The sequence below is a fragment of the Paenibacillus sp. NPDC057886 genome (assembly GCF_042796655.1).
Classification (GTDB): Bacteria; Bacillota; Bacilli; order Paenibacillales; family Paenibacillaceae; genus Paenibacillus.
Genome location: NZ_JBHVMZ010000006.1, coordinates 473813 through 496714, shown reverse-complemented (window position 1 = coordinate 496714; position 22902 = coordinate 473813). Strand labels below are relative to the sequence as shown.

The window sequence follows — 22902 nt, the reverse complement described above, 5'->3', positions numbered from 1 at the left end:
CAATGAACCCAAACTGCAGTTGAATTGTGAACATTTTTTGTCTACGCAATTATAGCAAATCTTTTCAATCATCGTCTATGGCTTTTCAAATTTTTGGTTTTTTGCTATAAATATGTGTTCATAAAGATCGGTTTTCAGTACCAAGAAGATGGGATGAAGCTAGAAAGGGAGTAGCGGAGCGTAGGGAAAACTACGTGAGCAACGGACATTTCGGCTGAATTCCATATTCGATGCTGATGATGCCACTAGGCATCCTTCGTAATCAAAAGCGGACTTTTTGAACAACCTCTATAAGTAGGGGGAGAGAGGAGCATGAACTATGGAGCATATTAAGGAGCATCATATGCGTTCCATCTTAAAGTCCGGCCACCGAATCATCATTGAGGGACCCGTTCAGGCCGAGACGATTAAGCAGCTTGAATTTCATTCCGATCTGGATGCCTTCCGGCGCCCTTCGGAACAACAGGAGGCATTGGCCGAAATTGCCGCTTTGCCTGAAGGTCGAATCATCATTGCACGGGAAAATGAGACCATTATCGGTTATGTGACTTTCCATTATGCAGATGAATGCGAGCGTTGGTCGGAAGGCAATATGACCGATCTAATTGAGCTGGGCGCCATTGAGGTTGCGGATTCCTATCGCTCTCTCGGGATCGGACGAGAAATGCTGCTCACCGCCTTTGAAAATGGACAGATGGAGAAATATATCATATTCACAACGGAATATTATTGGCATTGGGATTTGAAGGGCAGCGCCCTTTCCGTATGGGATTACCGCAAGATGATGGAAAAATTGATGCAAACCGTAGACATGACCTGGTACGCCACCGACGATCCCGAGATTTGTTCACATCCGGCCAACTGCCTCATGGTTCGCATCGGCAGCCAGGTTCCCCTTGAGTCGGAGGAACAGTTCGACCGTGTGCGATTCCGCCATCGTTTTATGTATTAATCCCAAAATCCATAAGGATGACTTCCGAATACGTATACATAGAAAAACCGCCTCTTCGCAAACAGGTTCATCATGGATGACCTGCTACGAAGAAGCGGTTTTTTGTTGCCTTTTAAACCTCTATCACACTCACTATACGATAAGCCTTACCGGTTTACATACGTGCCAGCATATGTTCCACAATACGGTGAGAGCGCTGGGAGGACTCCACAGTAAACTCGGCAAAGTTCACATGTGCTGATCCATCCGCTTTGTCAGACATTGCACGGAGGATAACAAACGGAACACGGTTCATGAAGCTCACTTGTGCTACGGCAGCTCCCTCCATCTCCGCACATGCCCCATTCATTTCGGTATACAGCATTTTCACCGTATCCTTGCTTGCAATGAATTGATCTCCAGACAGCACTTTACCGATCAGATAGTTCGCTCCCTGCGCTTTGCAGGCTTCTTCAGCTAACCCGATAAGCGAGGCTTCCGCCGGAAAGGCGGACGTCTCCTGGTAAGGAATAACCCCGCGCTCAAACCCAAGTGGGGTCACATCCATATCATGCTGTACACATTCAGAGGAGATGACCATATCTCCAATGTTCAACTCCGGATGAACTGCACCCGCAACACCTGTGAAAATAATCCGGTTAACCTGAAAACGATCAATCAAAATCTGCGTCGTCACAGCCGCATTCACTTTACCCACGCCTGATTTGCAGACCACAATCTGTTTACCCAGCCATTCGCCTGCAACATAGGTAATACCCGTTTGTTTTACAGTCTCTAGTTGCTTCATACCGGCCAAGAGAAGTTCTACTTCCTCATCCATTGCACCAATAATGCCGATCGTTTCACGCATGTTATGACCTCCTATATAGCATTTTCCATGTTGAACCTGAACTTGTTCCTCCAAGTTGTGTTTTTTCGTCTACGTTCAGAGCCCCATTCAGCACAAAAGCTCCGTTTCCGGAGCTTTCGTCATTCCACTATGTAGAGAGAATGCCTTCTCCCTTTCTTATTTAAACTACGTCTGCGTGGCTTACAGACAGACGAAGAATCGTTTCATGCGGCAAAATAACCCGTGGGTTCTCCACATTTTCTTTCTTCATCAGCTTCGTCAGCAAACGCATCGCTACAGCGCCCAGGTCATACATCGGTTGAGCTACCGTAGTCAACTGAGGACGGACCATGGAAGCCATACGAATGTTATCCACACTAATGATGGAGAAGTCATCCGGTACTTTCAGACCCTCATCCTGAATACTGTGAATAGCACCAATTGCCATCTCATCTGTTGCAGCGAAGATTGCCGATGGTTTTTTCTTCAATCCGAGGAAATACTTCATCGCTTCCACACCGGACTCATAACGATAGTTACCAATGCGTACGAGATCCTCCTGATATTCCATACCTGCTGCTTCAAGCGCTTTCTTGTACCCTTGGAAACGAGCATAACCGTTGGCAGGATCTTGCAGTGTACCACTGATCATTGCGATTTCCTTGTGTCCATGACGGATCAACGTATTTACAGCGTCAAATGCCGCTGCTTCATGATCGATATCTACCGAAGGGTACGTACCTTTCTCGTCACTTGTTGCACAGAGAACAATCGGCACAGCCGCTGATTGGAACGCCTGAATATGCTCGTCCGTCACAGTTCCACCCATGAAGAGCAGACCGTCCACTTGTTTCTCCAACAACGTGTTAATTACACGAATTTCTTTTTCTTTCTTCTTATCCGCGTTACACAAAATAATGTTGTAGTGATACATATTCGCAATATCTTCAATTCCGCGGGCAATCTCTGCAAAGGTTGAGTTCGAAATGTCCGGAATAACGACCCCGACCGTGGTTGTCTTCTTGCTCGCCAAGCCTCTGGCTACCGCATTCGGACGATATCCCAACCGATCGATGGCTTCATATACTTTTTTGCGTGTCTGTGGCTTAACATTAGGGTTATTATTAACAACCCGTGATACCGTTGCCATAGAGACACCGGCTTCACGTGCCACATCATAAATGGTTACCGTCACAGTACTTCTCTCCATTACCAGTAAATTTTCATACCATTTTCATTAAGATTTATATTACGACAAATTTATGCATTAATCAATTAAAATAGGCTTTAGGACTCACGCAGTGCTTTCGTGATTGTGGTTGAAGTAATATTCGAGTGGGAAGTATGCCATACAGGAATTCCCTTTTTGACTAGAATCGCCTGCGGAGATTCGTGCTTAACACCCAGCTTATCCGCCGCTTCGTTGGACACTGGGCGATCTTCCACTACATAAATGATACCGTATTTCACTTGTTCACTTGGACTATTCTGCAAATAATCGTTCATCTCCTGATAGGCGTTCGCGCTGATCGGGCAGCGTGTACTGTGCTTAAACAGAAGCAAGGGTTGATCCTCGGTAGCCTCCACTGCGGAGTTTAGCTGTTCAATACTTGTCATTTTAGTCATCTCAGCCATTTGATATACATCCCCCTTTACCAGGATTACCGCTATGTTGAGCGTTTTCACTCTACGATATCTTAACAAAAAGCGGGCGAAAAAGCCAATTTTCATGAAAACAAGCATTTTGCACGTCAAAATTAGACAGCATTCGAGAAGTGCGCCTGCCATACAAAGCCAGATAATTGACCTAATCTGCGCTGTGTTGTCTCGATCCATTCTTCATCATTAGACTTTTGAGCGTAACCCATAATATCCAGCAGCAGGTTAATTCTCTCCTCCACAGCACGTTGCATCCGATGCTCCATCTCACGATCCGTAGCATCCGGCCAAGCCAGCAACTGTTCATGAAAGAGGTCCGCAAGTTCATTTCGCTCTCCAAACGATACATCCTGTTTCACTGGCTGTTCACCGAGTGTACTGATGCACTCTTTCAAATCCGGCTTGACCGGCTGAAGCACTTCATAGGAAACGCAGTCTGTACAAGCAAATACAGGTACGTTACGAATCTCCACCTTTTTGGCATATACCACCGTTCTTAATTCCAGTTCCATTACATGTCCGCATCTGCACGTCTTACGCACAGTCATCACCTCATTCGTTCTATACTCTTATACAGATACCATTCGACCTATTTCCGCTCAAATCCTGCTATAAACCATAGGTTGCACAAATTACCACCGTCTCCAAAAGAAGGTTGTCGAATGTAGGCGTTCATTGAGTTGTAATCGCTTCCCCGATCGCTAGATTGCTGACGATGAAGTCACCATGATAATCTGTTACAATAAAGACGCTATGTGCTAATTACCGCAAAAGGAGAGATGATGATGAGATTAACAGGCAAAAAAGTCATCGCCCTGGTCGATGAAGAATTCGAAGATCTGGAACTGTGGTATCCGGTGCATCGTGTCCGTGAAGAAGGCGCTGAGGTGCATCTCGCCGGAGAGAAAAAAGGCAAAACCTACATTGGTAAATATGGTGTTCCCGCCGAGGCGGAATACAGTTTTGATGAACTCGATAGTTCACAATATGATGGTATTCTTGTACCCGGGGGCTGGGCACCGGACAAGCTTCGTCGCTACCCTAAAGTACTTGAACTGGTAAAGGAAATGCATGCGGATCGTAAACCGATTGGACAGATCTGTCACGCAGGCTGGGTACTGATATCCGCCAAAATACTGGACGGTGTTACGGTTACTTCAACACCAGGTATTCGGGATGACATGGAGAATGCCGGAGCCATCTGGAAAGATGAAGCCGTTGTTGTGGATGGACACATCATTTCAGCTCGCCGTCCACCTGACCTTCCGCCGTATGGCAAAGCATTTTGCGATGCACTCGCTGAAAAATAAAACAAAGCCCCGCGCCAATAAGGCGTGGGGCTTTATCGTTGATATATGACTATTTACCAAAATCGTACAAAAGTTAATATTTTCATTTAAAGGTATTTATTTGAAAATACCCATTCAAGATGCATTCGATCCACTCTGTTCATCCGGACTGCCCATCGAATCATTGAAGACCTGCAGGCGTTGTTCGATGTCAGCACTTGTCCGCAGGGTGAAGCAATCATGGGCTGCCTCTTTGGCAGCAGCTGCTGTCGTATTCAATACCCTGTGCTTCACACGCAGCAAGGATTGTGGAGACATGCTCAGATTGCTGATCCCGAGCTCCAGCCATAGAGGAATCGAACGCTCGTCCCCTGCCATCTCCCCGCACACACTGACATCAATGCCTGCTGTATGAGCCGCCTCCACTGTCGCACGAAGCATGCGCAATACAGCCGGGTGATACGGATGATACATATGTGCAATCTGCTCATTCATTCGGTCCACAGCCAGCACATATTGCACTAAATCATTGGTACCGATACTGAAGAAATCAGCTTCCTCGGCAAGCAAATCGGCTATCATTACCGCTGCCGGAACCTCAATCATGATGCCAACCTGAATATGCGGATCGTAAGGCAATTCGCGCTCGTCCAGATCAGACATCGCTTCACGCAGGATTTCATTGGCCTCCTGAAGTTCTTCTACCGAAGAGATCATCGGGTACATAATTTTGACATTGCCCGCAGCACTGGCCCGCAGAATGGCTGTGAGCTGTGTTTTGAACAGATCTTTGCGGTCCAGACTGATCCGAATCGCACGATATCCGAGAAATGGGTTATCTTCTTCTGGCAATTCGAAGTAGTCTAACTGCTTGTCACCGCCAATATCGAGCGTACGAATAACGACAGACTGACCAGCAGTTTTCTCAGCGACAAGGCGATAGACCTCATACTGTTCCTGCTCACCCGGGAACGTAGCCCGGTCCATGTAAAGGAATTCTGTCCGGAACAACCCCACGCCCTTCGCTCCATGTTTCAGTGCCATATCCAGTTCCTTGACGGAACTGATGTTAGAAGCCAGATGCAAAACGGAGCCGTCTTTGGTTACGGCATCCACTGTTGCAAGCACCTGCAACTGTTCTTTTTTCTTCAATTGTTTGCTGCGGATCATCGTGTAACGTTCAATCGTCTTGCGATCCGGCTCCGTAAATACGAGGCCGTTATCTCCATCGACAACCAACATATCTCCGGTCTCTACCGGCATGCCAAGACTCGCTTCCAGACCGGAAACGAGAGGAATACCAAGGGCACGAGCCATAATTGCCGAATGTGACGTTTTGCCTCCGATAAGTGTCACAATGCCCAGCACGTGGCTTGGATTCAAATGCGCCAATTGAGAGGGAGACAGCTCTTTGGCCACGAGTATATAAGGCTGGGTATCCGATGGGAGCGTAATTTCTGGTGCGCCCAGCAGATGCTTTAACAAACGGTTACCCACATCCTTGATGTCGATCGCCCGCTCCTTCATATACTCGTCGTCGAGCAGATCAAACATGGTGACAAAATGATCAATGGCCTCTTTGACGGCTACTTCTGCTGCTTTGTACTGCCGTTCAATAATGCCGCGAATTTCGTTCATGAACACCGGATCTTCCAGAATGGCCAGATGCGCATCAAAGATGCTGGACTCTTCGGGACCGACCACTTCCTTGAACTCGTTCTTGATATATTCAATCTCATCCTTCGATGTCCGTATGCCCTCGTACAGCCGTTCGAACTCTTGGGCGAGATCCACCGAATCCATCTTCTGGTCCGGCAGATCCCATTCCCAACTGGGCAGGACAAATGCTTTGCCGATGGCTATGCCTGCAGCGCCGTTGATGCCTTGTATCTTCATTCTACCCCTCCAACGTTCCTGTCATAGAGCACCACGGACATAACGGATGCCTGACCTTTCTTAACTTGCTTAAATGGAGCAAAGCTCCATGATTTGACACGATCGGGATTCGTGATCACCATCGGTGTCGTCAGCGATGCCGCCTCGACTCGCAACACAGCCAGGTCAAACTTGATTAACAGCTGACCCGGCTCCACCGTATCCCCTTCCTGAACAAAGGCTTCAAAGTGGCCTTTCAGTTGGGATGTATCGATACCGATATGCAGCAGGACCTCGAGTCCTTCTCTGGTTGAGATGCCCAAGGCATGCATCGTCGGATACATGTGCATAATCGTTCCGTACACGGGTGAGACCAGCTCTCCTTTTTCCGGAACAAAGGCTACACCATCGCCCACAAGCTTGGCTGCAAATATCTGATCCGGCACCTCTTCAATCGGCAGCATTTTACCCTGCACAGGAGCACAGAACAGAACTTGTTGCAGGTCCCGTTCAAGCAGCTTCGCAATCTCTTCCCGGATTAATTCCGAATAGGTGCCAAATACCACTTGTACGTTACCGCCACCCAGCTTAATGAGCCCCGCGGACCCCATACTCTTCATAGCACCTGTATCAATTAACCGATCATTATGCACGGTGAGTCGAAGTCGTGTAATACAGGCCTCTACCTGGACAATGTTTTCCTTCCCGCCCAATGCTTCCAAAATGAGAGGAGCTTGATAGGGAATGTTACCTACCCAATCTTCCAGCATGGACCCCTCTTCGCGCCCTGGAGTTGGAATCTTGAACGTGCGAATCGCCCACCTAAACAGGAAATAGTAGACCAACCCATATAGTATGCCAATCGGTATGAGCTTCCAAGCATTCTCCGATAGATGGAAATTGAGTATGTAGTCAATAATGCCAGCCGAATAGGAGAAACCATGGCGTATATCAAGCCAGTAACTGATCCACATCGCAAGTCCTGACATGACTGCATGCACGATGAACAGATAAGGTGCCGCAAACAAAAAGGCAAACTCAATCTGCTCCGATACCCCTGTCAGAAAACAAACGAGTGCGGAAGTGAGAAATGTTTTTTTTATTTTCGGCTTCAGATCTTCCCTTGCCTCTTGAATAATCGCAAAGGCAATCGCTGGAATCGCAAACATCATGATCGGGAATAACCCGGCCATAAAATACCCTGCTGTTGGATCACCCGCAAAAAATCGCGGCAAATCCCCTTGCACAATATTGCCGTCTGCTGTTTCATACGTCCCCAGTTGGAACCAGAACACATTGTTAAGCAGATGATGCAGTCCGAAGGCCACCAGCACCCTGTACAGGACCCCATATATAAACAGCCCAAAACCGCCGAGACTGTATTCCCAGGTGGCGATGGCGTTCAATGCATGTTGCAAAATGGGTGCGATCCATAACATAAAGAAGGAGAACAGTGCCGAGCACAGTCCTACTATGAGCAAAACAAATCTGGATCCACCGAAAAACTGTAAGATTTCAGGCAGTTTAATACTTTTGAACCGATTATGCGTCACCCCGGCAAGTGCGCCGAGAATAATTCCGATTAAGGAAGCAGGTTGAACGGTGCCATCCCCGAAATTGCGAGTCACCTGATCATATATCACAATACCAGCCAGAGCAGCGAGTCCCGCTTGTCCGGCCTGGTTGGAGAGTCCCAGCGCTACACCGACAGCGAACAAATACGGCAAAAAATAAAAAATACCGTGTCCGGCCACGGTAGACACTTCACCAACAACTTTCAATCCCCAGGCGTCCCAGGGCAAACTGCCAACACTCAGCAAAATTGCGGCGGCGGGCAGGACCATTGTAGGCAGCATTACCGCTCGTCCGAGCTGCTGCAAGGATCCGAGCCAATTCATGGCGACCTCTCCTTTCTATCCTAGATGGTAAGCTTTACGCAACGTTTTGTCAAAACAAAACAGTAACCTGTTGGTAATTTATTCTATATTCCAATTATACAACAGAAAAAATCCCGTCAACTCGAGGTTAACGGGATTTTTGGTGATCGAGATTTAACCGCGTCCAGCACCGCGCAGAACGATGGAATCCTCTACCTTGATACAACGATTCGTTACCGCTGTCATGCCGTTCTCAGCAGCAATCTGTACCGCTTCATCACTGTGGATACCTAGCTGAAGCCACAATACATTTGCTTTGATCGCCGCAGCTTCACGAGCGACATCCGCGCAATATTCATCGCGGCGGAATACGTTCACGATATCTACCGGCTCAGGGATATCCGTGAGGGCCGCATATACCGTCTCCCCAAGAATCTCACCTTGTACCTGTGGATTTACCGGGATGATGCGATAACCTCTGCTTTGCATGGCTTCCGCTACCATATAGGAAGTCCGATCTGATTTGTCCGATAAGCCGACGACTGCGATGTTGCCTGCCTTGCGCAAAAGTTGTCCAATTTCTTCACGAGTAGGATTGTTAAATTCCATGTTCAAGCACCATCCTTTTCTGCTTAACGTGCGTGTTCAAAAAGACCGGTTTTCAGCTGATGATGCCTCCAGGCATCCTTCGTAATCAAAAGCGGTTTTTTTGAACAACCTCTTAAACGTGTTATTTTACTCTTTTACCCATTGAACCGAGGCGCCAAGCGCCTGCAAATGATCGAAATATTGTGGATAAGACTTGGCTACATGGTGTGCATCCCGAATACGAAGCGGTTCTTTGGAACGCAGACCGACAACGGTCAGTGCCATAATTACGCGATGATCGTAGTGAGCGTTAATCTCAACGCCGCCTTCTACGCCTTCTGGACGACCGTGTACGATAATCTCAGCCTGACGTTCCTCTACGTTGGCTCCTGCCTTCCGCAGTTCATTCAAATAATCCGTAATTCGGTCACATTCCTTGTAACGTAAGTTCTCTACATTATAGAACCGTGAAGTGCCTTCCGCAAACACAGCTGCCGCTACCATCGCCAAAACCGCGTCTGTCGCGGCATCTCCGTCGAATTCCACGGCTTTCAATGTGCCGTTTCCTTGAACGTGTACCACATCATTCTCATGCGTCAACGGCACTTCCATCATGCGCAGAACGTCAACAATGGCACGCTCACCCTGTTTGCTCTGTTCCATCAATCGCAAAATTTTAACATCCGATTGGGTGACAGCCGCAGCCGCGAGGACAGCTGCTGAACCCGGATAGTCTCCTTGAACCGTATATGTTTGTGGTTTATAAGCTTGACCACCAGGTACGCGGAAGGACATGTAATCATCACTCGCATGAATGACGATGCCCGCTTGTTCCAGTACTTCCAGCGTCTGACCAATAACCACTTTGGATTTCAAATCGTTCAATACTTCAATTGTGCTGTCTTCAGCCAGAAGAGGTGTCACAAACAGTAATGCGCTCAAATACTGGGAGCTAACCGAACCGGATACACGGATATGTCCGCCCTTGGCCTGACCGCCTTTGATGGTGATCGGCAAGCGCCCTTGTTCGTGTTGTACCTCAACACCGAGCTGACCAAGCGCATCGATCAGGTCATCATGCGGGCGTTTGCCAAGAGAATCCGGGTACGTATTTACAAACGTCACCTCAGGACAAAGTGCCGTAACCCCCATCAGGAAACGCAACACTGCACCCGCATTGCCTACATTCAATTCACGCACATCACGTGGATGGCTGCCAAAGCCCTGGATGACGATTTTGCTGTCATCTTCTTCAAGCACCGCTCCAAGATCACGAATACATCTGCGCATCGCGTCACTATCTTCACTGTGAGCCGGGTAATGGATCGTACTCGTGCCTTCTGCCAGCGCAGCAGCTAGCAAGTAGCGTGTGGTGTAGTTTTTGGAAGACAAAGCTCCGATTTCCCCGTTCAGGGATGGAGTCGGTTTAACGATAACGTCCATGGATGAAATTCTCCTTCATTAATTATAATGTGCTTCGTTAGATGATCCCTGTTACGTATTGGGTTCAGGATACATGCGGTGATGCTGTACTGCCAAATTGACATTCCATACATCGCTTGGGTATCATTATAGGCGTTAAGTCCATACAGAAAAGAGGACCTGAATATGACACAAATTGCTGAAATTGAACCTTCTGAGCTGCGCCGCCGTTTGCAGGCGGGAGAGAAGCTGCAGATGATAGACGTCCGTGAGGACGATGAAGTCGCACAAGGCATGATTGAAGGAGCGAAACACATTCCGCTTGGACAGATTCCGGACAGACTGTCGGAAATTCAAAAGTCCGGTGAGATTGTTCTGATCTGCCGCAGTGGATACCGTAGCGAGCGTGCCTGTGAGTACTTACAGCAGCTCGGATATGATGGCTGCACCAATATGGTTGGCGGCATGCTGCAATGGCAAGAGGAAAACTGAATAACATCAGGATTGGGATAAAGAGTCAGGAGAGCTGCTAGCAGCAGTTCTCAATAACCACTGTGCATCCTGATCCTTACAGTCAGTCAAACGGGCCAATCGGCCCGTTTTTCCCATAGATCTACCACGAACACATGGCTCCATTTAATGCTTTAATTCCTTCGACATCTCTTCTTCCACATACATGCGAAATGTATCCCTCTCCTAGCATCTACCCTGCACTCCTGTGCACAGTCTATCCATACACTCACTGACGAGAAAATGAAATAATTACAAGCTTAGACGCGGTAATGCGCTAAAATTAAACGAGTCACTTCAGAAGCGGATAACTCGGTTGTATCCACCGTGTAATGCGCAAACCTGTATGCGTTCTTCCGTTCCTGCATAATAGTCTGAATGCGTTCCTCCGCGTTGCCTGCCAAGAGCGGACGGTTCTCACAACCGCTGACGCGTTCTACAATCACTGCCGGATCGGCAGTCAGGGCAACCACCCAGCCGTTCTTCGACATGACATCACAGTTGTCCGAACGCAGAACCACACCGCCTCCGGTTGCAATCACCTGCGCCTTTTTCTCTAACACCGAGCACAACATGCGACTCTCGGCATCGCGGAAATACGTCTCTCCCTTGCCTGTGAACAATTCAGGAATCGTACAGCCTTCCTCTTTCTCCACCGCGGCGTCCACATCAATCAGTCGGTAACCTAACTCGCGTGCGAGCATGTCAGCAACGGTTGATTTGCCAGTTCCCATCATGCCGATGAGAATAATATTGTTAGACTTGCTCAAGGTGTACACTCCTTTAATTCAAGCAATTCGTGAGCACTTTTGTCCTATCATAACACAGCCCTGCGGACGGGGGAAGGCCATAGTGTGACCGACTTCCCTTCAAACATTCGCAAGCACTTCCAGAGCATATCAAAGCATGTCTATATACTCCAAACGATTTTAACGAAATCAGATAAGCCTATTTTTGAATTATAGGCGATTATAAAATTCTAACGAATCTCAGGAAACTTATTTCACAAGAACACCCTCAAAACAGCGCAATTTCGCTCCAAATGTTCTAAATAGGACCTTCTGAGTTCGTTAGAGAATAGAAAAGGTTCATATCCACCAAATAGAGCTTCTCAGGTTCGTAAGATTTAGGACCGGCTTACACATACGGTAAAAAAAGAGACCTGGAGCTCATCGGTATGAACCGACTCTCCAAGTCCCATTTTCAAGCTTCTGTCCATGCCTTTCTTCCAGCCAAGGCTCCTGATCTAGGACACTTTAGCCAAATCTCACGGACTTGCGTATACGTTACTATTCCATCCAGTTGTGGTGGAAGCTGCCCTCTTTGTCCAGACGTTTGAACGTATGAGCACCGAAGTAGTCACGTTGTGCTTGCAACAGGTTCGCAGGCAAACGCTCCGTGCGGTAGCTATCGTAGTAGGACAACGCACTGGAGAACCCAGGAACCGGAACCCCTTGGGTTACCGCAGCAGCTACAACTTCACGCCATGCACCTTGGTAGGATTCAACAATGTTTTGGAAGTATGGATCGAGAAGCAGGTTTTTCAGTGCTGCATCCTTGTCATACGCTTCTTTGATGTTTTGCAGGAACTGCGAACGGATGATGCAACCACCACGGAAGATCATGGCGATGTTGCCGTATTTCAGATCCCAGCCGTACTCGTCAGATGCTGCGCGCATTTGAGCAAATCCTTGTGCGTAGGAGACAATTTTACTTGCAAACAGCGCTTTACGCACATTCTCGATGAACGCTTTTTTGTCGCCAGAGAACGCTTCAACCGCAGGTCCATTCAGAATTTTGCTCGCCGCCACACGCTCGTCTTTCATTGCAGACAGGAAACGAGAGAATACGGATTCCGTAATCATGGACAATGGTACGCCGAGATCCAGCGCGCTTTGGCTTGTCCATTTGCCTGTTCCTTTTTGTCCAGCTGCATCCAGAATGACATCAACCATTGGTTTGCCGGTTTCTGGATCGTATTTGGAGAAGATATCTGCTGTGATTTCTATCAGGTAGCTATCCAGCTCTCCCTGATTCCATTCTGTAAAGATGGCGTGAAGCTCCTCAACGGACACATTCAACACGGATTTGAGCAGGTGGTAAGCTTCACCAATCAGCTGCATATCTCCGTATTCGATACCGTTATGCACCATTTTCACATAGTGTCCGGCACCGTCTGGTCCAATATATGTACAACAAGGATCGTCACCGACTTTGGCCGAAATGGCTGTCAGGATCGGTTCAACCAGCTTGTACGCACTCTCTTGTCCACCTGGCATGATTGCTGGGCCTTTCAACGCACCTTCTTCCCCACCGGATACACCTGTACCGATGAAGCGAATGCCTTTGTCTTCCAGCTCTTTGCTGCGACGTTGGGTGTCAGGGAAGTATGCGTTACCGCCATCAATAATGATGTCGCCCTCATCCAAATGAGGAAGCAGTTGTTCAATGGTTGCGTCGGTTGCATAACCAGCTTGTACCATGATCAGGATTTTGCGCGGGGATTCCAGGGATGCCACAAACTCTTCAATAGAGAATGTGCCTGTCAGGTTTTTACCTTCGGCTTCTTTCAGAAGATCGTTGGTTTTCTCCGGGGAACGGTTAAATACCGATACCGTGAAACCTCTGCTTTCAATGTTAAGGGCCAAATTTTTGCCCATTACTGCAAGTCCAATGACACCGATCTGTTGTTTCGCCATCTGGTCCTCCATCCTTTGCTCCAATTAATTTTATTGAAATGAATTCTCAACAATACCCTCATTTTAACGGTTTTACGCATAGAAGTGAACCCCGGACCATGGTCGCACAGCGAGAAAACACCCCAATTACCTGAGGTGTTCATCGTATTTTCATAAATACAGCGTTATATTTCAGCCTTCCAGCATCAACATGTGCCCTGACAACTGCTTTAAGACTTTACGACAGGCATTTGCTTTTTCGATATTATCCATCTGAATGGCGGCATGCAGACGTTCCAGTTCATCATCCACTTCCATGCGCAGCAGCAGGAGTCGCTCCTCACCTTCGCGCGAGAGGAACATTTCTTCCATCTCTTCCGCCGTCGGCGCAGGTTCCTTTTGAAAAATAACACGCTGTTTGAACCCGGATACTTCAACGAGACGAATGACTTCCCCAAACAAAATATTCTCCACGGTCATCTGCTGATCCTTAAACCGTTTCACAACGGCATGCCCGCGTGTATCCCCAATCAGCTTCTCCAACCATTCCGCAAGCTTTGCGTCCTTGATAATATAATCTCCGGTCATCTTGTAATTCCCACTGCGCGTCTGTTGAAAACGGAGCTTTACCAGCTTGCGTCCGGTGCGGACTGACAGAATAAAAAAGGATTCGTCCTCGCTCCAATATAGTGAATACCCCTCACGAATAAGGTCTTTGATCAAATTTTGGATATGCCGACGGTTGAACCGCAGCTCCAGATTGCAATATTCAACTTCATAACTCTTATTCACGGCACTCCCTCCATCTGTACCGGAGATGCTCCGGCCATCTTCTTCAATCGCTTCTACTCAATCGGCTTACCCTATTTTATACTTCATTTTATGTAAGGGTACTTGGTTATTTGACTATTTTTCACCGATTGATCCGGAGGATCGCAGCTTTCCGCAGATGCACAGGGGCAAGCCCCCGTCTTTCATGATATAATGGACGCGAAATGGAGGTATACAGGATGACTTTCTCAGGTTTTAACAGCAGCGATTTTGATGTATTTCAGGTCCCTGGGCTGGAGCCGCGTATGGAAATGCTGATTGAACGCGTTCGTCCGAAGCTGGAAGAGCTTGGTACTGAACTTACGCCTTACCTGACAGATTTATGCGGGGAAGAGATGTTTATGCATGTCGCCAAACACGCACGGCGTACCGTCAATCCTCCGAAGGATACGTGGGTCGCCTGGGCATCTTCCAAACGTGGATACAAAGCACTGCCTCACTTTGAAGTGGGCATGTTCGATACACATGTTTTTGTCATTTTCGCCATCATCTACGAAAGTCCGAACAAGGCTGCATTCGCCGAAGGGCTCGAACGCCAGTTGGATGAAGTGCGCAGCAATCTGCCTGGGCAGTACTATTGGTCCATGGATCATATGGCTGCTCACGGTACATTGCAAAAGGACATGCAGGATGAGGATTATGACAAAATCATCACCAAGCTGAAGACGGTGAAAAAAGCAGAGGTCATGTGCGGACTGCGAATTGATCGCGATGATCCGCTTGCCGCGGATGGGGACAAGTTCCTGGAAACGGTTCGTTCAACGTTCAAAACGCTGCTGCCGCTTTACAAGATGTCTTTGTCTTAAGTAGACATGGAGGGCGGTGAACGATTAGTTCCCGGAATGGATTACTATAGCGTGCAGAATAACCTTATAATCTTTATTTAAAGGCATGGCACCATGCTACATAAAAAGGGAGCTCCACAACCTGCACGGTTGTTGGAACTCCCTTTTCTGATTAGATCTTCCGCATCATTAGACTTCAACACATCATTTGGCAGGAACTGTACGATAAGGATTCCGAGATAACACATAGTGCACAACGGCAAGTCCAGCCATAACGAAAGCACTTCCGATAAATGGAGCCGGATGACTAATGTGATCCCATAGCAGTCCGGATACAATAGGCCCTACGACCATGCCTGATCCCTGAAGGGTAAGGAAGAACCCCCAAATCGCTCCGCGTTCTCCTTGGGGAATCAAGGTGGCTACAAAAGCATTCCAGGCCGGGAGAATCATCGCATAGCTGACGCCAATCAGCATGACGACGCCAAACACGACAGGAATGGACTTAATGGAAGAAAAAGCAAACAGACTCGCTGCTGCCATTAAAAAACCGATGTTCAGGAACGGTGCCGTTCCGAACCGATCTACCATTTTCCCCACAGGCAGCAGTGCAATGACCGTAATGCCCCCACCCGCTATTAGCAACAAGCTGTACAGGTTGGGCGAGATGTGCAGGTCTGTGCGAGTGTATAGCGTAATGACAGGACTGAGCAGACCAATAACAAAGGATTGCATGAACAGTGCAGGATATACGAGCGGATTCACATTAAGGGTGCTGCGTACCCGTTGCAGTGTGCCCTGGACACTGTTTTTGAGTCGGATGAAAGGCGTAAGCAAATTCGGTTTAGCCGGATATTTCATATCTGCCCGCTTGGTCTCACCTTCCGCATGCTCCCCCTCAACAACGACACGTCCGGGCAGAATCAAGGCCACCAGAATGACCAGAATTGCAACACCCATCAACACCAGGAAAATGCTGCGATAATCGTGATGCGTCCGCTCCAGCAGCCAGTTCATGCCGACCGGACCAAGTCCGGTTCCCCCCAGAGCTGCCATCTCCAGTGCGCCCATGGCTGTACCGTTTTTGTTCTGTGGCCCTGACATCGCCGTCACGCCTGTCATGGCACAAGGCCAAAGCGGTGACGTACCAATTCCAAGAATGAGACAAGCCATGGCAAGTCCAAATGCACTTTTGAAAAATATAATCATGATTACAGCAACTAATGTACAAATTAGGGCCGTCACCATTGTCGCGCGGAACCCGATCCGTTCTGCTGCCCAGCCAGAGGGAGCCCGGAACAGATTATCTCCCAGATATTGAAGGGCAAAAGCCACACCAATCACGCCAGCGGACAAGCCCAGAATATTGTCCATGTACACGGGCAAAATAGCGACCAGCAAGGCACCCTTGATAATTTCAACTAAAAAAAGCGTTAGCCACATGGCGATAAAAAAAGGTGATCGCAGGATTTTGGCTGGTTTTGTATTGGTTTGCATTCTTTTTCCCCTTTCGATGCTTGCTTGCCCATCTCCTATCCTTACTCTAACCTTCGGGGATGTGTCCAAATCTCAGCAATTCGAAAAATTGTCAAGCAATACTGCTTGCATTCGGTTCTTAATTTGCTATACTCAAATTTGTTTAAGATTACAAAATGATAAGTTTTCAGCGAAGCTGAACTAAATCCGTGATCGCAAGAAAAACATCCGCTATATGCGGTCTGTCTTCATAGAATTTACGTCGAAAGACGTTTTTCTTACAAATTTTAATTAGGAAAGGTTGTGACAGCACTGATGGATCACCGCCGTACGCCGCTGTTTACCGCTTTAAAAAATCATGCGGCACTCAATCCGGTGCAATTTCATATTCCGGGACATAAAAAAGGATTGGGAACGGATACCGAATTTCGTGAATTTATCGGCGATAATGCCCTCTCCATAGATTTGATTAACATCGCACCGCTAGATGATTTGCATCAGCCAACCGGTGTCATTGAGGAAGCGCAGATTCTGGCAGCCGATGCCTTCGGAGCCGATTATACCTATTTTAGTGTGCAAGGCACAAGCAGTGCCATCATGACCATGATTTTGTCCGTATGTGAGCCGGGTGACAAGATTATTGTGCCCCGAAATGTGCATAAATCGGTCATGTCTGCCATTATTTTCTCAGGAGCGAAACCCGTGTTCGTCTCTCCTGCACAGGATGCCAATCTGGGGATCGATCACGGTGTCACTACGGGCGCGATCCGACGTGCTCTTGAGCGTCATCCCGATGCCAAGGCATTGCTCGTCATTAACCCAACGTATTTCGGCGTATGTACCGATCTGAAAGAAATTGTTGAACTGGCGCATAGCTATCAGGTCCCAGTACTTGTGGATGAAGCGCATGGCGTACTCATTCATTTCCATGAAGATCTGCCGCTTTCTGCCATGGCCGCCGGAGCTGACATGGCTGCAACGAGTGTGCACAAGCTGGGTGGTTCGATGACTCAGAGTTCTGTACTCAACCTGAACACGAAGAATGGATATGTGAATCCGCAGCGTGTACAAACCATTCTGAGTATGTTGACTTCAACGTCGACTTCTTACATCCTGCTGGCTTCGCTCGACACGTCGAGACGTAATCTGGCTCTAAATGGCCATCAGATGGCACAAAAAGCCATTGATCTGGCTGAGTTTGCAAGACGCTCCATTAATGATATGGATGGACTGTATTGCTTCGGCAAAGAGCTGCTGGGCACAGAGGCTACTTTTAATTACGACCCAACCAAAGTAACCGTTCATGTTCGCCACCTTGGCATTACAGGCTACGAGACAGAGAACTGGCTACGTGAGCATTACAAAATCGAGGTGGAGCTCAGTGATATGTATAATATTCTGTGCCTCATCACGCCGGGAGATACGGATGATTCCGTAGAAATCTTGCTGAACGCCCTGCAAGATCTATCCCGTACGTATTATCAGGTGAATCCAGCTCATGAGTTGGTGGTCAAGGTTCCAGACGTACCACAGCTGATGCTGACTCCACGTGATGCGTTCTATGGTGATACCGAAGTTATTCCTTTCAAGGAATCCGCAGGCCGGATTATTTCGGAATTCATCTACGTTTATCCACCAGGAATTCCGATTCTGCTGCCAGGTGAGGTTATCACTCAGGAAAACATCGACTACATCATTGATCATGTTGAAGTTGGACTTCCTGTAAAAGGACCCGAAGACCGTAGCGTAACCAACGTGAAAGTTATCGTGGAAGCAGATGCGATTTTCTAGAACAGCCACCTCTACATGAGGTTGATCGATCGCTAAGGACCAAGCCGGATGCTTGGTCCTTTTTATTTTTCTCTGTGCAGATCTGCCCTGCCTTGGGCTTATGCTCGCTGTATCGTTTGCATTTTCCCACCTATTCCACTGTCCCTATCGCAAGAAAAAACAGCATATACACCTAATAAAAAGCAAACAAAAGGCCCCCTGTGATCAAGGAGCCTTCTTGCTTTATTCCAAAAGGATGACTATTCTTGGCTTGCAACGAGTTCGTTGTACGCCGCTTCAACACGGGTCCACTCTTCTTCGTCTTCAATATTGTAGAGCACCATTTCCTCGTCTTCTTCTTCCATACGCAGAATGATGCCGTCAGCTTCAGGATTGTTACGTTCCAGCAGGAGCGCATAAACATGCTTCTCCACGTCAAACGTCTCCACCAAAACCATCTCCACGTCATTTCCGTTCTCGTCTGTCAGTGTCAGAAGAACTTCTTCATGCTCGTGGTCGTGGTCGTGGTCTTGACCGCATCCGCAGGCATCGCCGTGTTCATGTGTGTGATCGCTCATTGATATACCTCGCTTTATAAATAGAAATTGTGTAACCTTGCATATCGTAACATGTTCAATGGTCCAGGTCAATTTAACCGCCAAGGTTATTTTCGCTTCAATCGTTCAGCGCCGTAATGATTTTCTCGGCTGCCAGCACATAATTACTGTTTGCATTTTCTTTAATATAAAAACCGACTTGGTACTTGCCAGCCCGGCTGAAATCATACGTAAAATCGTACGTTCGGAACCAGAAGTTATCCTTCTGTGTCTTAAGCTCCTGGGACTGAATATCCTTAACCTCACCACTTGGATTGGTAATCGTCACCTTCACGGCAGCTATATCCGTTGTCAAACTGTCGACTTGTGAGAACACATTAAATTTCAACTTACCCACGTTCACGTTGCCAAACACGGTATCTCCCTTGAAGAGAAAAATATGTACATTCGGTTTGATAACCGTTACTCTCTTGTTTGTGCTATCCCATCTGGCGATTCCGCCCGCTTCCCTTACAGGTACATAGGTCGTCCCGTCAATTAGATAACCACCGTCAGCTGCTTCCTTGCCATTAATGAGAACCCGAATCTTCTCGTTCACTGAATCTGCAAACAATAAAGACCCGCCGAGCAAGGAGAATACCGTGACACACAGCAAAATTCTTTTCCATTTCATTCCGTCAATATTCCCTCCCCTGCTGCTAGCTGTTGTACATTTATACTGCAGATTCATCCACAAAGTTGCGCTGTTTTTCATCATTTTTCATTTTTTATCCAGAATATTTCCCACCCCTTGGAACGATCAAAAAGAGGCGTTCCCTGTTAAAGGACGCCCCTATAGTATAGTTGTTAGCAATACGTAATTATACGAACTTCTTGTGAGTCAATTTTATTATGCTGCTGGCTACGAAGTATGACGAGTCAATATACAAGGTACGCCCTTGCCTACAGCTCCATCGGTTCGCATCCGTGCTGCATAATCCATTCCTCGTGTACAGGGGGTCTTACAACGCTCACATACGTCCGATGTAACCAACTTCATGGATACACGAAGTTTGTCACTCTTTAACACGGGAGCCTTTTTTCCCTTTGCTTTTGCCATCCCGGATTCCCCATTTCCCCAATTGCTTGTTGATGTAATGCATCATATGGGGATTCGCCCGGTTGTGTGTCAAAAGGAATAAATTTCGTGCATGATATCGTTAAATGAAACCGCCGTTTGCACGCAACGTCTGGCCTGTAACCCATTGGGACTCTGCACTGACGAGGAAAGAGATCACATTTGCAATGTCTTCCGGCTCCCCCAGACGACCAAAAGCATTCATTTTACGCAGCCCTTCGAGCTGTTGCTCCGTCTTCCCGACAGAAAACAATTCGGTATTCACCGGACCTGGTGCAACGGCATTAATAGTGATTTGTCTGGAGCCAAATTCCTTCGCAAGCTGACGAGTAATCTGTTCAACTGCTCCTTTGGTACCTGCGTACACGCTGTATCCCGGAAACATCTGTCCGGTCACAGAAGTGGAGAAGTTGACGATTCGGCCCTGGTCCTCCATGTGTTTCAACGCTTGCTGACAAGCAAAAAATGTACCTTTCACATTAATCGCAAACTGCTGATCGAATTCTTCCTCAGTCACATCTGCCAAAGGCGTTGTCTTCATGATGCCTGCATTGTTAATCAGAATATCGACTTTTCCAAGCTGGCTAATCGTTTCGGAAAATAAACGTTCCACATCTTCCTTCCGCGCAAGGTCGGCCTGAATGGTAATGGCACGCACTCCTTTTTGGCGAGCAATATCTGCCACCTGTTCTGCTTTGTCTGGGCTGCTCGCGTAGTTAATGACGACATCCGCGCCCAATTCAGCGAGTTGCTCTGCAATAGCACGTCCGATCCCCCGGGATGAGCCGGTTACAATGGCCACTTTACCTGTTAGCTTTTTCATTTACGATTACTCCCTCTCTTGTTCCAAATGTAATAATCCCTTTTCGATCAACAACCACACCTGCGCGAATTCCGCATCAATTGTAGGGCTTTGCCATTCATAGGCGTGTGCCGGATGATGAAAACGGGCGGTAGCTTGAAGGATCGCCGTTGCAACCACATCTGAGTTGTTGAATTTGAACTGGTTTTCCTGCTGGATGATCTCACTCAAATGGCGCACAAGATGTTGCACATGTTTATCGATAATATTTACAGATTCCTGTGTCACCCGTGCGTACATCTCAAATAATTCAGCATCGGACTCGGCATAATGACGTTTACGAGCGATTAATGCTTCTATATATACTTTCAGATGACGTGTTCCCTCTCCGTTGTAACTCTGATCCTGAGTTATTACCGTCAAAGGTGCGATAATCTCATCTTCGAGCCACTGTGCGGTCACGCCCTCAAGTAATTCTTTCTTGCTTTTATAGTGCCTGTAAATGGTACCATGACTAACCCCTAGCAATTTAGCGACATCCGTAACAGATGTTTTGGCAACACCGAAGCGCCGGAGAGTTTCCTGCGTTGCTGCGATAATTTGTTCTTTGGTTAAAAATTCAGAAGTTTTGTCCTTTTCCATATGAATAAGATGGTTACACCATCCTCAAGTCACCTCCGTTGAAATTAGATTAACACAGCGAATAACAAATGACAAATATTTATTTTTGTCATTTGTTATTCGCTAGATGAATTATATGTACGAGCGTAAAGAAAAAAGAGCCCATTTAAGATGGCCTCTTATTCAAGTTTTAATGTTTCTCTTTTTCTAGAAAACGAACTTAAACAATACGAAGATGACCGCGAGTATCCCACCGAGAATTAGCCAGTTGCTGATTTCCCACCAAATGCTTTTCCCTCCGGATAAAAGCTGTTGTTCATTTTCTTCATGACGCTGTTTGTGTGTATGTGACTCGGAGGCATGGGACGGCTTGCTGAAGTCCATCATATACATTCCCCTTTCCAGCAGCTTTAATCTTATTATTCCATTATAACCCATAAATGAGTGGAAATTTGATTATTTATTAAAAAAGGTTGCTGGTTTCATACAAAGAAGCCGCCATATGCGTGTAAACATCCTGTGTCACTAAAAAGTAATATTATTTAGCAGACAATTCTTCTTCCGTGACCCATTTATGATTCTTTACCGGATCTCCGCCTGTGGTCGGGGTATAATCAACCATATATACCGTCGTTTGCTCAGCGGAGTCAATCGTTGCCTTAGCCCCTTTCATTCCTGGCATGTGATCAGCGTTCAGCACAACCTCTGCTCCTGCAGGATATGGTTGATCCGTATGTTCCTGAATTTCCTCTTGGATAACCCATTTATGATTTTTCACAGTGTCTCCCCCTGTGGTTGGTGTGTACGAGACTGCATAGGCTGTCGTCTCATAGGCTCCCACAATGGTCGCTTCTGCCCCCTTCATTCCAGCCATATGGTCCGTACTCATTACGGCCTGGCTGCCCACTGGATATGTAGGATTTTTCTTTTCCTGGAGCCCTTCCGGTAGTTCTCCCGAATCCGAGTGGTGCATCTCTCCTGTGCTCGCTGCATGACTGTCACTACTCCTATTATCCTGCTCAGCATTCTTGCCACATCCACTTAACATCAGACTGCCCGTGATCAACGTAGTCAGCAATATCATTGTATACTTTTTCATGAGTTGCACTCCTTTGAAGTTTCAATTTGTACTCTTATAATATACCCCATATGGGTATATTTCAATCATGATTAATTTCTTTATCTATTATTGAATATCGCTGAAGAATTAAAAAGAATATCAAAAAACCTCCGATTTCTCAGAGGCCTTCAGTATTTTAGATGA

24 protein-coding genes are annotated in these 22902 nt (G+C 47.2%); 5 read left to right on the top strand and 19 right to left on the bottom strand.

Annotation, left to right across the window (positions count from 1 at the left end; genetic code table 11):
- The first annotated feature begins 319 nt into the window (after positions 1-319).
- Positions 320-952: a GNAT family N-acetyltransferase gene (locus ACFVQB_RS22495; RefSeq protein ID WP_379444166.1), complete on the top strand. Its 633-nt coding sequence runs from the start codon at positions 320-322 to the stop codon at positions 950-952.
- A gap of 154 nt (positions 953-1106) precedes the next feature.
- On the opposite strand, the gene ACFVQB_RS22490 is transcribed toward ACFVQB_RS22495, so the two are convergent.
- The 4 genes from ACFVQB_RS22490 to ACFVQB_RS22475 all read right to left on the bottom strand — a co-directional run bounded on the left by ACFVQB_RS22490 (position 1107) and on the right by ACFVQB_RS22475 (position 3952).
- Positions 1107-1802 carry a 5'-methylthioadenosine/adenosylhomocysteine nucleosidase gene (locus ACFVQB_RS22490; protein WP_379444162.1) on the bottom strand — a complete coding sequence of 232 codons (696 nt, stop codon included), beginning with the start codon at positions 1800-1802 and terminating at the stop codon, positions 1107-1109.
- Positions 1803-1962: 160 nt separating this feature from the next.
- Complete coding sequence (ccpA, locus tag ACFVQB_RS22485) at positions 1963-2976, bottom strand: catabolite control protein A (protein ID WP_024631149.1); 1014 nt, start codon at positions 2974-2976, stop codon at positions 1963-1965.
- A gap of 92 nt (positions 2977-3068) precedes the next feature.
- On the bottom strand, positions 3069-3416 hold the full coding sequence (gene ytxJ, locus ACFVQB_RS22480) for a bacillithiol system redox-active protein YtxJ (RefSeq protein ID WP_379444158.1): 348 nt from the start codon (positions 3414-3416) through the stop codon (positions 3069-3071).
- A gap of 122 nt (positions 3417-3538) precedes the next feature.
- On the bottom strand, positions 3539-3952 hold the full coding sequence (locus tag ACFVQB_RS22475; protein WP_379444155.1) for a hypothetical protein: 414 nt from the start codon (positions 3950-3952) through the stop codon (positions 3539-3541).
- Between the two features lie 270 nt (positions 3953-4222).
- On the opposite strand from ACFVQB_RS22475, the gene ACFVQB_RS22470 reads away from it, so the two are divergent.
- Positions 4223-4750, top strand: a complete 528-nt coding sequence (locus ACFVQB_RS22470; RefSeq protein ID WP_064636568.1) for a type 1 glutamine amidotransferase domain-containing protein — start codon at positions 4223-4225, stop codon at positions 4748-4750.
- A gap of 114 nt (positions 4751-4864) precedes the next feature.
- Here the strand turns inward: ACFVQB_RS22470 and ptsP are convergent, their stop codons facing one another.
- The 4 genes from ptsP to aroA form a co-directional block, all read right to left on the bottom strand.
- The gene (gene ptsP, locus ACFVQB_RS22465; RefSeq protein ID WP_090901128.1) at positions 4865-6625 is read right to left on the bottom strand and encodes a phosphoenolpyruvate--protein phosphotransferase; all 1761 of its coding nucleotides are present in this window, start codon (positions 6623-6625) and stop codon (positions 4865-4867) included.
- Complete coding sequence (locus ACFVQB_RS22460) at positions 6622-8502, bottom strand: glucose PTS transporter subunit IIA (RefSeq protein WP_379444149.1); 1881 nt, start codon at positions 8500-8502, stop codon at positions 6622-6624. Before ACFVQB_RS22460 ends, ptsP begins: the two co-directional genes overlap by 4 nt.
- 153 nt (positions 8503-8655) lie before the next feature.
- Positions 8656-9090 carry a CoA-binding protein gene (locus tag ACFVQB_RS22455; RefSeq protein ID WP_379444145.1) on the bottom strand — a complete coding sequence of 145 codons (435 nt, stop codon included), beginning with the start codon at positions 9088-9090 and terminating at the stop codon, positions 8656-8658.
- Positions 9091-9216: 126 nt separating this feature from the next.
- Positions 9217-10512 (bottom strand): 3-phosphoshikimate 1-carboxyvinyltransferase, encoded by a 1296-nt coding sequence (gene aroA, locus ACFVQB_RS22450; RefSeq protein ID WP_053784276.1) that lies wholly within the window; start codon positions 10510-10512, stop codon positions 9217-9219.
- Between the two features lie 165 nt (positions 10513-10677).
- On the opposite strand from aroA, the gene ACFVQB_RS22445 reads away from it, so the two are divergent.
- Positions 10678-10983: a rhodanese-like domain-containing protein gene (locus ACFVQB_RS22445; protein ID WP_379444140.1), complete on the top strand. Its 306-nt coding sequence runs from the start codon at positions 10678-10680 to the stop codon at positions 10981-10983.
- Positions 10984-11261: 278 nt separating this feature from the next.
- On the opposite strand, the gene ACFVQB_RS22440 is transcribed toward ACFVQB_RS22445, so the two are convergent.
- The 3 genes from ACFVQB_RS22440 to ACFVQB_RS22430 form a co-directional block, all read right to left on the bottom strand.
- On the bottom strand, positions 11262-11771 hold the full coding sequence (locus ACFVQB_RS22440; protein WP_379444137.1) for a shikimate kinase: 510 nt from the start codon (positions 11769-11771) through the stop codon (positions 11262-11264).
- A gap of 519 nt (positions 11772-12290) precedes the next feature.
- Positions 12291-13700 carry an NADP-dependent phosphogluconate dehydrogenase gene (gene gndA, locus ACFVQB_RS22435; RefSeq protein ID WP_064636561.1) on the bottom strand — a complete coding sequence of 470 codons (1410 nt, stop codon included), beginning with the start codon at positions 13698-13700 and terminating at the stop codon, positions 12291-12293.
- Positions 13701-13871: 171 nt separating this feature from the next.
- Positions 13872-14471, bottom strand: a complete 600-nt coding sequence (locus tag ACFVQB_RS22430) for a hypothetical protein (protein ID WP_379444131.1) — start codon at positions 14469-14471, stop codon at positions 13872-13874.
- A 218-nt stretch (positions 14472-14689) separates the two neighbouring features.
- On the opposite strand from ACFVQB_RS22430, the gene ACFVQB_RS22425 reads away from it, so the two are divergent.
- Positions 14690-15316: a YktB family protein gene (locus ACFVQB_RS22425; protein WP_379444128.1), complete on the top strand. Its 627-nt coding sequence runs from the start codon at positions 14690-14692 to the stop codon at positions 15314-15316.
- A gap of 183 nt (positions 15317-15499) precedes the next feature.
- Here the strand turns inward: ACFVQB_RS22425 and ACFVQB_RS22420 are convergent, their stop codons facing one another.
- On the bottom strand, positions 15500-16792 hold the full coding sequence (locus ACFVQB_RS22420; RefSeq protein ID WP_379444124.1) for an MFS transporter: 1293 nt from the start codon (positions 16790-16792) through the stop codon (positions 15500-15502).
- Between the two features lie 294 nt (positions 16793-17086).
- On the opposite strand from ACFVQB_RS22420, the gene ACFVQB_RS22415 reads away from it, so the two are divergent.
- Positions 17087-18562 carry an aminotransferase class I/II-fold pyridoxal phosphate-dependent enzyme gene (locus ACFVQB_RS22415; protein WP_379444479.1) on the top strand — a complete coding sequence of 492 codons (1476 nt, stop codon included), beginning with the start codon at positions 17087-17089 and terminating at the stop codon, positions 18560-18562.
- A gap of 239 nt (positions 18563-18801) precedes the next feature.
- Here the strand turns inward: ACFVQB_RS22415 and ACFVQB_RS22410 are convergent, their stop codons facing one another.
- The 7 genes from ACFVQB_RS22410 to ACFVQB_RS22380 all read right to left on the bottom strand — a co-directional run bounded on the left by ACFVQB_RS22410 (position 18802) and on the right by ACFVQB_RS22380 (position 22737).
- A complete protein-coding gene (locus ACFVQB_RS22410; RefSeq protein ID WP_063565566.1) occupies positions 18802-19119 on the bottom strand; it encodes a DUF1292 domain-containing protein in 318 nt (105 codons plus the stop codon).
- A 97-nt stretch (positions 19120-19216) separates the two neighbouring features.
- Positions 19217-19771 (bottom strand): stalk domain-containing protein, encoded by a 555-nt coding sequence (locus ACFVQB_RS22405; protein WP_076288201.1) that lies wholly within the window; start codon positions 19769-19771, stop codon positions 19217-19219.
- Positions 19772-19999: 228 nt separating this feature from the next.
- Positions 20000-20197 carry a hypothetical protein gene (locus tag ACFVQB_RS22400; RefSeq protein ID WP_090901151.1) on the bottom strand — a complete coding sequence of 66 codons (198 nt, stop codon included), beginning with the start codon at positions 20195-20197 and terminating at the stop codon, positions 20000-20002.
- A 100-nt stretch (positions 20198-20297) separates the two neighbouring features.
- On the bottom strand, positions 20298-21038 hold the full coding sequence (locus tag ACFVQB_RS22395) for an SDR family oxidoreductase (RefSeq protein WP_379444118.1): 741 nt from the start codon (positions 21036-21038) through the stop codon (positions 20298-20300).
- A 6-nt stretch (positions 21039-21044) separates the two neighbouring features.
- Positions 21045-21659: a TetR/AcrR family transcriptional regulator gene (locus ACFVQB_RS22390; RefSeq protein ID WP_379444115.1), complete on the bottom strand. Its 615-nt coding sequence runs from the start codon at positions 21657-21659 to the stop codon at positions 21045-21047.
- Positions 21660-21845: 186 nt separating this feature from the next.
- Positions 21846-22025, bottom strand: coding sequence for a hypothetical protein (locus ACFVQB_RS22385; RefSeq protein WP_379444112.1), 180 nt, complete (start codon positions 22023-22025; stop codon positions 21846-21848).
- 151 nt (positions 22026-22176) lie between these two features.
- Positions 22177-22737, bottom strand: a complete 561-nt coding sequence (locus tag ACFVQB_RS22380) for a YdhK family protein (RefSeq protein ID WP_379444108.1) — start codon at positions 22735-22737, stop codon at positions 22177-22179.
- Positions 22738-22902 lie beyond the last annotated feature (165 nt).